This is a genomic window from Kineococcus haloalkalitolerans (assembly GCF_050871905.1).
Classification (GTDB): domain Bacteria; phylum Actinomycetota; class Actinomycetes; order Actinomycetales; family Kineococcaceae; genus Kineococcus.
This window is the reverse complement of the sequence record NZ_JBJLSH010000075.1, coordinates 1-11,589: the sequence shown is the minus strand read 5'-3', so window position 1 is coordinate 11,589 and position 11,589 is coordinate 1. Positions and strand designations below refer to the sequence as shown.

Genomic DNA, 11,589 nt, shown 5'->3' with positions numbered 1-11,589 from the left:
CGGGGGGGGGGGGGGTGCGGGCGTGGTGGGCGGGGAGGGGGGCGTAGCCCAGCGCGCGGGGGTGGAGGACGGCGGCCCCCCGCCGCCGCGCGCCCCCCCCCCCCCCCCCCGCCACGAGCGAGGTCAGCTCGTCGGCGGAGCGGGCCGAGGCCAGCTCCTCCTGCGGCTCGACGTGGAACAGGCGGCGCAGGACCGCGTTGGCGCTGCCGTTGAGGACGACCAGCAGCGGGCGGGTGGCGGCGGTGAAGCCGCGCATGAACCCCTGCACGGCGGCGCTGGTCTCCAGCGGCTTCGCGATGGCGAGGTTCTTGGGCACCAGCTCGCCGAACACCATGGTCAGACCGGTGGACAGGGCGAACGCCACCGCGTAGGAGGCCGTGGCGGCCAGCGCCTCCGGCAGGCCCGCGGACTCCAGCGGCGGGCGCACGAGACGCCCGATGGCCGGCTCGGCGAGGAAGCCGATGGCCAGGTTGGTCACGGTGATGCCCAGCTGGGCGCCCGACAGCTGCGTCGAGAGGGTCTTCAGCGCCCGCTGGGTGCCGGCCGCGCCGCGGCGGCCACCGGCAGCGGCGCGCTCCACGCTGGAGCGGTCGACGGTGAGGAAGGCGAACTCGGCGGCGACGAACAGGCCGCAGGCGACGACCAGGAGGAGGGCCGCGGCCAGGTACAGGACTTCGGTCACAGCGCGCTCCCTCCCCCGGTGCGTCGGGAGCGGGAGCGCCGGCTACTTGACGGCGGGTCCTCGGGGGTGGCTGACGAGCGTCGGCTCGTCGACGTACTTGACGGGAGGTCGTCGGGGCTGTCGTCGCGCACGGCGGCGGCGGTCCTTCCAGGTGTCGGTCGCGGGCGTTCCCCGCGGCGGTGCTACGACGGTAACCGCTGCCGCGTCCCCCGCCCAACCCCCGGACGGGGGCCCTCAGCGCGCGTGCAGGGGCCGGGGCAGCGGGCGGGGCAGCGCGAAGCGGGTGGTGACGCGGTCGGAGAAGGCCACGTGGTCGGGCGGGCGCGAGGCCAGCCCGGGGAAGCCGGCCGCGGCCAGCAGCTCGTCGTCCAGGTCCAGGACGTCGGCGCGGCGCAGCGGCCACTCCTCGTGCTCGTTGGCGATCCACCACGTCCGGCCCGCGTGCGCGGTGTGCAGGCCGTAGCGGGCGGTGACGAACGTGGCGACGTCGTCGGGACCGTCGTCGTCGACGAGCTCCGGGCGGGCGCGCACGACCACCCGGCTGCGCACGGGGCGGGTCGTGGCCCAGCCGACCTCGTCGCCGCGGCGGGCGCGGTGCATCCGGGCGAACCGGTACGGCAGCCCGAACGCGGCGCGCGCGCCGAGCACGACGGCCAGGCGGTCGGCGTCCAGGCTGCGGAAGACGACCCCCCGCCGGCCGGCCGCGTCCCGCGAGTACAGGCGCACGTTCGTCTCCAGGAAGGTGCCCAGCCACGGCACCGCGGGCAGCCGGCCGATCCCCGCCCCGCGCAGCGTGAACGGGATGAGCCCCACGTAGGTGACGCCGTCCAGGACGTCCGGCTCCGCCCCCGGCGGCACGAACGGCGCCACCAGCGCCGGGTCCACCGCCCAGTGCAGGAACGCCAGCTCGTCCCAGTGCTGGTGCATCATCACCGGCCCGCGCAGCGGGTCGGCCGCGCGGGACGGCAGGCGGGGCAGGGGCGCGGGCCCGGGGGTCTCGAGCACGGTGCGAGCCTAGGCGCGGCCGGGCGCCAGGGGCCGGGCGGGCGGCACCCGGTTCGGCCCGGCGGCCGGCGGCCGCGGCCGGTCCTGCGGGTGCAGGCGCACGGCGACCAGCGCGACGTCGTCCTCGGGCCGCTCGGGCAGCAGGCGGTCCAGCACCCCGTCGCACAGGGTGTCCAGGTCCTCGCCCGCCAGGTCCGCCACGGCCGCGCGCAGCGCCACCAGCCCCTCGTCGAGGTCCTGCCCGCGCCGCTCCACCAGGCCGTCGGTGTAGAGCAGGACCGTCGAGCCGCGCTCGACGGTCGTCTCCGCACCGGTGCGGGGCAGGTCGGGGGCGATGCCCAGCAGGAGGTCGTGGTGCTCGGCGGCCAGGGTGGTCACCGTGCCGTCGGGGGCCAGCAGCACCGGCGGGGGGTGCCCGGCGCTGGACCAGCGCATCCGGCTCACCCCGCGCTCGTGCTCGTCGCCGGTCTGCTCCAGGCGCGCCACCACGGCCGTCGCGGTGGTGTCCACGCCCAGCCCCACCATCGTGGCGTCCAGGTCGGCGAGGACCTCCGCGGGGGACCCGCCACCGGAGTGGGCGATGCCGCGCAGCAGCGAGCGGACCTGGCTCATCGCGGCCGCGGCGTCCACGTCGTGGCCCATGACGTCGCCGATGACCAGCACGGTGGCGCCGTCGGGCTGCAGGAAGGCGTCGTACCAGTCCCCGCCGACCTGCGCGGCCTGCGCCGCGGCCCGGTAGCGGACCACGACCTGCAGGTGGTCCGGCTGCACGGGCGCCGTCAGCAGGCTGCGCTGCATCGCCTCGGCCATGCGCTGCTGGCGCCCGTACAGGCGGGCGTTGTCCAGCGCGAGGCCGGCGCGCTCGGCGACGTCCTCGACGGTCAGCAGGTCCTCGCCGGCCAGCGGCGGCCGGTCCGCGTCCCGGCACAGCGTCAGCACGCCGATCGTCTCCCCGCGCGCGCGCATCGGGACGACGGCCGCCGTGCTGGGGGCCAGCTCGCGCACGAGGTCGCGCGCCAGCGGGTCGTGCAGGACGGCGGCGAACGCCTCGGCCGCCGGGGCGGGGACCACGACGGTGCGGCGGCCGGCGACCGCGCGCGCGACCGGGGAGACGACCGGGTCCAGCGCCGCCAGCCGGCGCGCGGCGTAGCGGTGCAGCAGCGGCACCCGCGCCGCGTCGGCGTGCCGGCTGGCGATGTCGCGCAGGCCGCCGCTGTCCTGCACGAGGGTCACCAGGACCCAGTCGCCCAGCGCGGGCACGAGGTGCGCGGCCAGCCGGGCGGCGGCCTCCTCGACCTCCAGCGTCGCGCTGAGGTCGTCGCTGACCCGGGCCAGCAGCGCCAGCCGGCCCGCGGTGCGCTCGGCGGTGCGCCGGGCCTCCTCGGCGAGCAGCCGCGAGCCCTCGGCCGCCCGCAGCGCCTCCGCGGTCGCGGCCCGTTCCCGCTCGGCCTGCTCCTGCGCGGCGCGGCGCGCGGTGACGTCCAGGAAGTACACGGACAGCCCGTCGGGGCCGGGCCAGGCCCGCACCTCGAACCAGCCGTCCAGCGGCGCGGCGTAGTGCGCCTCGAACGTCACCGGCTCGCCGGTGGCCACCGCGCGCCGGTACTCGCGCTCGAACGTCGACGCCGCCGCGCCCGGGAACAGGTCCCAGAGCACCCCGCCGAGGAGCTCCTCGCGCCCGCGCTGCAGCAGCCGCTCGGCCTCGGCGTTGACGTAGGTGAAGCGCCAGTCGCGGTCCAGGGCGTAGAACGCCGCGGACATGGACTCCAGGACCCGCGCCACGCGGGTCTCGTCCTCGTGCTCGCCGGTCGTGTCGTACGCGGCGCCCAGCAACCGCACGGCCCGCCCGTCGGCGCCCTCCAGCGCCTCCCCGCGCGCCTTGACCCAGCGGGTGCCGCCGCCGGGCAGCACGACGCGGTACTCCGCCTCGTAGCCGCCGCAGGTGTCCACCGCCTCGCGCAGGGCCCGGCTCACCCGGTCCCGGTCGTCGGGGTGCAGACCGGCCACGAAGGTCTCGATGCGGCCGTCGAAGCCCTCCTCGTCCAGGCCGAACAGGTCCAGCATCTGCGCGTCCCACGACAGCTCGCCGCTGCGCAGGTCCCAGTCGAAGCTGCCCACCCCGCCGGCGGCCACGGCCAGCTGCCAGCGCAGGCGGTCGCTCTCGTAGCGCAGCGACAGCGCCGACAGCTCCAGCTCGGCGACGGCCGCGGCGGCCAGGTCGGCCAGCACCTCCACGTCGGTGTCGCGCCAGGCCCGCGGGGCGGGGTCGAACACGCACAGGGCTCCGACGACGTGGCCGTCCTCGCCGACCAGCGGGACGCCCAGGTAGGCGCCCACCGCCCCGCTGAGGACCGGCGGCAGCGAGGACACGCGCTCGTCGGCGGCGGCGTCCTCGACGACGAGGGCCTCGCCGCCGGCGGCCGCGACCGTGCACAGGGACTCCGTCAGCGGGCCGGTGGACCCGACCAGCGCGGGGTCCTGCCCGGCGACGGCGCTGACGGTCTGCACGTCCGTCAGCAGGGACACCTGGGAGGCGGGGGCGGCCAGCAGGCGCGCGGCCAGCGCGGCCAGGCGCTGCAGCGCCGGGTTGGGCGGCGCGCTGACCAGGCGGCGCGCGGCCCGCACCCTGGCCGGGTCGGCGACCCGCTCGGCCGCGGCCCGGCCCACCGGCGAGCCCGTGCCCGTCGCTCCCACCACTGCCCGCCCTCCGCGCTGCCCCCGGCAGCGGCACCGACGTCCGGCCGGCGTCCGGCCGACGCACGACCCACGTACGACGCGGTGGCGCCCACCGGGCACCACCGCACCGCCCAGGGTACGTCCAGCGCCGCCCCCGCGCCGGTCGCGGACCGGCTCCCGGACGGGCCGGCGGCGCCGCGCGGGCCGTCCCGCTGCCGCTCAGCCGGCGGGCGGGACCACGCCGGGAGGCGAGGGGGGCAGGACCTGCGGCCCGGCCTCGGCGGGACGGGGACCGTCCTCGGGGTGGGCCCGCAGCACCAGCAGGGCGACGTCGTCCTCCGGCGAGCCGTCGAGCCGGGCCAGCAGGGCGTCGCACAGCTCCTCCACGGGCAGGTGGTGCAGCTCCTCCAGGGCGGCGCGCAACCGCTCCAGGTCCTCCTGCAGGGGCGCGTCCCGGCGCTCCACGAGGCCGTCGGTGTAGAGGACGAGGGTGGCGCCGGGGTGCAGGGTCGTCGCGTGGTCGGAGCGCTCGGCGGCCGGGAGCAGCCCGAGCAGGAGGTCCGGCGGGGTCTGCAGCAGCCGCGCGGCGCCGTCGGGGCCGACGAGGACCGGCGGCGGGTGCCCGGCGTTGGACCACCGCAGCGTGCGCAGCCCGGCGGCCCGCTCGGCGGGGGTCTGCTCCACCTGGGCCAGCACGGCGGTCGCGATCACCCCGACCCCGAGGTGGTGCAGGGCGTGGTCCAGCCCGGCCAGCACCGCGGCGGGCGGCTCGCCCAGCGTCATCGACACGCCGCGCAGGAGGTTGCGGACCTGCGCCATGGCGGCCGCCGCGTCGCGGTCGTGCCCGGCCACGTCCCCGACGACGAGGGTGGTGGTGCCGGTCGGGGCGAGGAAGCAGTCGTACCAGTCGCCGCCGACCTGGGCGTCGGCGGCGGCGGGCAGGTAGCGCACCGCGATCTGCAGGTGGTCCGGCTCGAAGGGGGCGGTCAGCAGGCTGCGCTGCAGCGCCTCCGACAGGCGCCGCTGCTCCCCGGCGACCCGGCGCTCCTGCTCGCGGGCCTGCAGGGCGGCCAGGCTCTGCGCGCACTGGGCGGCGAAGGCGCTCATCAGCTCGACGTCGCGGTCGGTGGGGTCCTGCGGCTCGCGCCAGCCGATCGCCAGCCCGCCCAGCGAGCGGCCCGCGGCCCGCAGCGGCAGGGACACCCACGTGCCCAGCCCGGTGCTGCTGACGGCCTCCTCCATCTGCGGGGTGTACGCCAGCGACTCCTCGCGGTCGCGCAGCACCACGACCTCACCGGTGGCGGCGGCCACGGCCACCGGGAGCGGGCTGTCCACCGGCACGTGCTGGAAGGTGCGCCGCGCCCGCTCTCCGAGGGAGTCGGTCATCGTCAGCTCCAGCGCGTCCGCGCCGTCACCGGTGCTCGTGCGCACCGCGACGGCGCCCCCGCCGGCGCCCAGCACGGCCAGGCCCCGGCCGATGACGATGTCGGTCAGCTCGGCGACGCTGCGCGCGCCGCTCAGCTGCAGCGCCACCTGCACCATGCCGGCCAGCCGTTCCGCCTCGGCGGCCTCCGCGGTCAGCGCCGTGCGCAGCTCCTGCCCGCGCACGTACAGGTCCGCCGCGGACCGGTCCGCGGACTGCGGGGCGTCGTAGGGGTCGAGCCCGGCGCCGGACCGCTTCCGCTCGGTGACGTAGTCGGTGACGTCATCCGCGCGGTGCAGCAGCAGCACCACCTGCCCGGCCTCGTCGAGCACCGGGGCGTTGACCGGGCTCCACCAGCGGGCGCGGAAGACCCCGTCGGGGCCGGCGACGTCGTACCGCTGCAGCGGCATCGTGTCCTGGCGGCCGGTGCGCAGCACCCGGCGCAGGGAGGCGTCCAGGTTGGCCACCGCGCGCGTCCCCGGCGCGGCCGGGTTGTCGGGGAAGACGTCGAAGAGGAGCCGGCCGACGAGCTCGTCGCGCGAGCGCCCGGACGAGGTCAGGAACGCGCGGTTGACCGCCACGAACCGCAGGTCGGTGTCGAGCACCGCGTAGGAGGTGGGGATGGCGTCGAAGACCGCGGCCAGGTCCACGAGCGAGGCGTTCGTCACGCGCCGCATCCTCCCTGGTCGGCGGGACGCCCCGTGGCGGTTCGACCGGCGGGAACGACGAGAGGCCCAGTCCCGCTGCTGCGGTCCTGGGCCTCTGCGGTGGTCGGGGTGACAGGATTTGAACCTGCGGCCTCTTCGTCCCGAACGAAGCGCGCTACCAAGCTGCGCCACACCCCGGAGCAACCGCGGACGAGCATAGCCGACGCGCGGGACCGCTCCGCACCACCGTCACCCGGCCCGCTCAGCGCCGCGGGACGAGCTCCAGCAGCGTCGCCGACGGCGGGCAGGCGAAGCGGAACGGCGAGTACGGGGACGTGCCCAGCCCGCCCGACACGTGCAGCCACGACTCCCTGTCGCCCGTGGCCCAGCGCGACAGCCCGGCGGCCTTGTCCCGCGGCAGGTCGCAGTTGGTCACCAGCGCCCCGTACCCGGGCAGGCACAGCTGCCCGCCGTGGGTGTGCCCGGCCAGCACGAGGGCGGCGCCCTCGGCCGTCATGGCGTCCAGGGTGCGCCGGTACGGCGCGTGCGCGACGCCCAGCAGCAGGTCGGTGCCGGCCGCGTCGTGGCCGGCGCGCGAGGGGTAGCGGTCGTAGCGCAGGTGCGGGTCGTCCACGCCCACGAGGTCCAGGGACACCCCGCCCACGTCCAGGCGGGCGCGGGCGTTGTCCAGGTCCACCCAGCCGGCCTCGCGGAAGCCGCGGACCAGCTCGTCCGTGGGCAGCCGCGGCGCCTTCACCTCGGTCGGGCCCTGCCGCCGCCACAGGTACGCCGACCAGTTCCGCGGCCGCGGCGCCCAGTAGTCGTTGGAGCCGAGCACGAACACCCCCGGCCGGCGCAGCAGCCCCGCGTACGTCTCCAGCACCGCCGGCACGGCGTCCAGCGCGGCGAGGTTGTCGCCCGTGGTCACCACCAGGTCCGGCTCCAGCGCGTCCAGCGAGCGCACGAAGTCCCGCTTCGCCTCCTGGCGGGGCACCAGGTGCAGGTCGGACAGGTGCAGGACGCGCAGCGGGCGCGCGCCCGGCGGCAGCACCGGCACGAACGCGCGGTGCAGGCGGAACGAGCGCGCCTCCCACGCCGCGTACCCGAAGCCCGCGGCGGCGGCGGCCGCCCCCGCGGCGGCCGTGGTGGTCAGGGCCCTCAGCGGTGTCGGCACCGGCTCATCCTGGCAGCCCGCCGCCCCGCCCCGTCCCGGCGCCTGCCGGCGGTGCGGTGGGAGCATCGGCGTCATGACCGACGCCATGCTCGACGAGACGCCCGACCCCACCGGCCTCAAGGACACCCTCCAGCGCGACCTGACGACCGCCATGAAGGCCCGCGACGAGCTGACCGCCTCGACGCTGCGCATGGTGCTGTCCGCGGTGCGCTCGGAGGAGGTCGCCGGCAAGACCGCGCGCACCCTGTCCGACGAGGAGGTCGTCACCGTCCTGCAGCGCGAGGCGAAGAAGCGCCGTGAGGCCGCCGACGCCTACGACGGCGCCGGCCGCGCCGAGTCCGCCGAGCGCGAGCGCGCCGAGCTGGGCGTCGTGGAGCGCTACCTGCCCACGCCGCTGACCGACGAGGAGCTGGCCGAGATGGTCGACGAGGCCGTCATGGCGGCCTCGTCCGAAGGCCTGACCGGGATGGGCGCCATGGGCGCGGTGATGACGACGCTCAAGCCGCAGGTCGCCGGCCGCGCCGACGGCAAGCGCCTGTCCGGCGCCGTGCGGGCCCGCCTGCAGGGCTGACGCCCTCCGGCGCCGCAGCGCCCCCACGACGACGACACCCGCCGTGATCATGGATGGTCGAGCCTTCACTCATCCATGATCACGGCGGGTGTCTGTCGTCAGCGGGAGGTCACTCCGGCGGGGCGGTGGTGGCCTGCTGCTCCTGCGGGGTCGCCTCCCCGCCCTCGGCGGGCGGGCTCGACGGCGTCTCCGACGGGGTCTCGGACGGGGTCTCCGACGCCGTCTCGGACGGCGTCGGGGTGGGCGACGGGGTGCGGCGCGGCTCCGGGCCCGCGCTGCGGGTCAGGGTGATCGTCGCACCGGCGCTGGCGCTGCGGGCGCTCTGCCCGGCGACCAGGCCCTCCCCGACGCTGTCGGAGTACACCCGGCCCGAGGCCACCCGGACCGAGAAGCCGGCCGCCTCGAGGACCGACGTGGCGGAGGAGACGCTGCGGCCCACGACGCTCGGCACCCGCAGGCGCCCGTCGGCCGTCGTCGTGCGCAGGCCCTGCGAGGTGCCCGGCGTGAACCGCTCCCTCGGCAGGCCCAGCGCCTCGGAGGCGGGACCGATGGTGTTCGTCCAGACCGGCCCGGCGATCGTCGCGCCGTAGACGCGGCCCACGCGGCGGCCGTTGATCCGCTCGCCGTTCAGCGAGCGCACCCCGTCGGCGTGCCCGACCCACGCGGCCGCCGCCAGCTGCGGCGTGTACGCGGCGAACCAGGTGTCCGCGGACTGGTTGGTCGTGCCGGTCTTGCTGGCGACGTCCCGCCCGCGCAGCAGGGACTTGCCGGAGACGCGGGCGGCGGTGCCCGAGGACCAGCCGCCCTGCAGGGCCTCGGTGACGTTGCGCGCCACGTTCGGGTCCAGCGCCTGCGTGCAGTCCGCCGACGGCACGGGGATCGGGGCCCCGTTCGTGTCGAGGACCTCGAGGATCGCCGTGGGCTTGCAGAACGTGCCGTCAGCCGCGAACGCGGCGTAGGCGCCGGCCACCGACAGCGGGGTGACGGTGTTCGTGCCCAGCGTCAGCGACGGGTACTGGTCGAGGTTGCGGTTGACCTCCTTCGTGAGGAAGTTCTCGCTCTCGGCGCCCTTGTAGACGCCCAGCGACTCGGCCAGCGAGGCGATGTCGCACAGGTCGAGCTGCTTCTCCATCGACACGTAGGCGGTGTTCACCGAGCGGGCGGTGGCCTGGCGCACGGTCATCACGCCGCCGCCGCCGCCCTCGGAGTTGCCGTAGGGGTACACGGGGCCGCGCAGCTTCTCCCCGCACGCGGTGAACGCACTGAAGGGGTCGTTGCCGCGGGCGGGAGCGGCGACCGTGGAGTCCAGCGAGCGGCCCGAGCGCAGCCACGCGGCGAGGGTGAACGCCTTGAACGTCGAGCCCTGCTGGAAGCCCTGGCCGCCGCCCATCGCGCGCTCGACGTTGTAGTTCTGCATGGTGACGCCGACCTGCTCCTCGTCCACCGAGTAGGTCGTGTTCTGCACCATCGCGAGGATGTTGCCGGTGCCCGGCTGGACGACCGACTCGGCGGTGCGCACCGACTGCCCGCGGTTGACCTGCTCGTCCACGGCCCGCTGGGCGATGTCCTGCACCTGGCGGTTCAGGGTCGTGCGGATCGTCAGGCCGCCGCGGCGCAGCAGGTTGCGGCGCTCCTCCACGCTCGCCCCGAACGCGTCGTCGCTCTCCACGACGCGGGTGACGTAGTCGCAGAAGTAGGCGGCCGAGTCCGCGGCGATGCAGCCCTGCCGGCTGCGGTTGACGTTCAGCTGCAGCGGGGTGGCGACGGCCTCGTCGTGGGTGACCTGGTCGATCCTCCCCAGCTGCAGCATGCGGTCCAGGACGACGTTCCGGCGGCCCACGGCCGCCTCGCCCTTGTCGATCGGGTCGTAGGCCACGGGGTTCTGCACCAGGCCCGCCAGCAGCGCCGCCTCCGGCAGCAGCAGGTCGCGGGCGGGCTTGCCGAAGTAGAACTGCGCGGCGGCCTCGACGCCGTACACGCCGTTGTAGAAGTAGGCGACGTTGAGGTAGCCGGCGAGGATGTCGTCCTTGCTCATCTCCTGCTCGACGCCCACGGCGAGCTTCATCTCGCGCAGCTTGCGCGCGTAGCCCTCGACGCCGCTGGACTCCACGGCCTGCGCCGCGGCCTCCGGGTCGTCCGCCTCGACGGCCTGCTCGACGAGGATGTTCTTCACGTACTGCTGCGTCAGCGTCGACGCGCCCTGGGTGCCGCCGCCGCCGGCGTTGGAGACCAGCGCGCGGGCGATGCCGCGCAGGTCCACGGGGCCGTGCTCGTAGAAGCGGGAGTCCTCGATGGCGACGATCGCCTCGCGCATGACGGGGGCGATGTCGTCCAGCCCGACGACCACGCGGTTCTGGTCGTACACGCGCGCCATGAGGCTGCCGTCCTCGTAGAGGATCGTCGTCGCCTCGGACAGGGTGTCGTCGCCCAGGTCGGAGGGCAGCTCGTTGAAGACCTCGACCCCGGTGCGGGTCACCGCGCCGGAGGCCGCCACGACCGGCACGGCCAGCCCGGCGGCGATCACCCCCGCGGCGCAGCTGACGGCCGTGAAGGCACCCAGCAGGCGCAGGAGGGGGCGGCGGTGCGTGTCGGACGCCATGCGTCGAGGGTAAGCGGGCCGCGCGGGTGTCCCGGGCCGCGCACACGTCCTCCGCAGGACCGTGACCAGACCGCGACGCGACGTCACGCGGTGTGCCCGTGGTGTCCCGACCCCCCGCCGGGGGACGGGGAGGGGCGCCGGGGAGGTCGACTAGTCACAAGGGACTACCCCTGGTCCCCCGAAGAGGCTCTGACGCTGAGCGGCTCCCCGAGCCTACGCTCGCGCCACGTCCCTCGCGGGGCGTCAGGGGGATTCACAGGAACCGCCGGCCCCGGGGGGACCCGTCGCACGAGCGACGGGCCGGGACGGCGCGGACGGGAGGGGCCGTCGTGGTGTGGACGTTGGAGTGGGCCGGCCGGGGCGCGTGCAAGTCGGCGTCGGCGGACGAGCTGTTCGTGCAGGGCTCCGCGCAGAACCGCGCGAAGGCCATCTGCGGCGGGTGCCCGGTGCGCACCGAGTGCCTGGCCGACGCGCTGGACTCGCGCGTCGAGTTCGGCGTGTGGGGCGGCATGACCGAGCGCGAGCGCCGCGCGCTGCTCAAGCGCCGGCCCAACGTGCAGTCCTGGCGCCGGCTGCTGGAGGCCGCCCGCGACGCCCACCTCGGGGTGGCGGCCGGGTCCGTGACCGGGTCGGGCACCACCGTGCCGGCCGGCGCGGACTCCCCCGGCTTCAGCGCCGCCGTCTGAGCGCGGGGGGGGGGGGGGGGGGGGGGGGGGGGGGGGGGGGGGTGGGGGGGGGGGTGGTGGCGGGCGGGGGGGTTGTGGACGCGCTTCAGGCGACCTCCTCCGGGGAGCGGCCGAGGACCTTCACGG

8 protein-coding genes and 1 tRNA gene are annotated in these 11,589 nt (G+C 76.6%); 2 read left to right on the top strand and 7 right to left on the bottom strand.

Annotation, left to right across the window (positions count from 1 at the left end; all coding sequences use genetic code 11):
- The 6 genes from ACRYMY_RS18935 to ACRYMY_RS18910 form a co-directional block, all read right to left on the bottom strand.
- Nucleotides 1–682, bottom strand: a 682-nt coding sequence (locus tag ACRYMY_RS18935) for a CNNM domain-containing protein (protein WP_432548769.1), incomplete at its 3' end; no start/stop codon positions are given.
- A gap of 234 nt (nt 683–916) precedes the next feature.
- Nucleotides 917–1,687, bottom strand: a complete 771-nt coding sequence (locus tag ACRYMY_RS18930) for a YqjF family protein (protein WP_432548768.1) — start codon at nt 1,685–1,687, stop codon at nt 917–919.
- Nucleotides 1,688–1,696: 9 nt separating this feature from the next.
- Entirely contained in the window at nt 1,697–4,384 is a 2,688-nt protein-coding gene (locus ACRYMY_RS18925) for a GAF domain-containing SpoIIE family protein phosphatase (RefSeq protein ID WP_432548767.1), read from the bottom strand.
- A 198-nt stretch (nt 4,385–4,582) separates the two neighbouring features.
- Nucleotides 4,583–6,454: a SpoIIE family protein phosphatase gene (locus tag ACRYMY_RS18920; RefSeq protein ID WP_432548766.1), complete on the bottom strand. Its 1,872-nt coding sequence runs from the start codon at nt 6,452–6,454 to the stop codon at nt 4,583–4,585.
- Nucleotides 6,455–6,554: 100 nt separating this feature from the next.
- Nucleotides 6,555–6,631: transfer RNA gene (locus tag ACRYMY_RS18915), tRNA-Pro, on the bottom strand.
- A gap of 64 nt (nt 6,632–6,695) precedes the next feature.
- Nucleotides 6,696–7,607, bottom strand: a complete 912-nt coding sequence (locus ACRYMY_RS18910; protein WP_432548765.1) for a metallophosphoesterase — start codon at nt 7,605–7,607, stop codon at nt 6,696–6,698.
- 73 nt (nt 7,608–7,680) lie between these two features.
- On the opposite strand from ACRYMY_RS18910, the gene ACRYMY_RS18905 reads away from it, so the two are divergent.
- On the top strand, nt 7,681–8,178 hold the full coding sequence (locus ACRYMY_RS18905) for a GatB/YqeY domain-containing protein (RefSeq protein WP_432548764.1): 498 nt from the start codon (nt 7,681–7,683) through the stop codon (nt 8,176–8,178).
- Between the two features lie 109 nt (nt 8,179–8,287).
- Here the strand turns inward: ACRYMY_RS18905 and ACRYMY_RS18900 are convergent, their stop codons facing one another.
- Nucleotides 8,288–10,777 (bottom strand): penicillin-binding protein, encoded by a 2,490-nt coding sequence (locus tag ACRYMY_RS18900; protein ID WP_432548763.1) that lies wholly within the window; start codon nt 10,775–10,777, stop codon nt 8,288–8,290.
- Between the two features lie 329 nt (nt 10,778–11,106).
- On the opposite strand from ACRYMY_RS18900, the gene ACRYMY_RS18895 reads away from it, so the two are divergent.
- Nucleotides 11,107–11,463 (top strand): WhiB family transcriptional regulator, encoded by a 357-nt coding sequence (locus ACRYMY_RS18895; RefSeq protein WP_432548762.1) that lies wholly within the window; start codon nt 11,107–11,109, stop codon nt 11,461–11,463.
- The last annotated feature ends 126 nt before the right edge of the window (nt 11,464–11,589 follow it).

Excerpts from the sequence above, each read along its gene's own strand:
- ACRYMY_RS18905 (WP_432548764.1), top strand. The coding sequence starts at position 7,681 with ATGACCGACGCCATGCTCGACGAGACGCCCGACCCCACCGGCCTCAAG.
- ACRYMY_RS18900 (WP_432548763.1), bottom strand. The coding sequence starts at position 10,777 with ATGGCGTCCGACACGCACCGCCGCCCCCTCCTGCGCCTGCTGGGTGCC.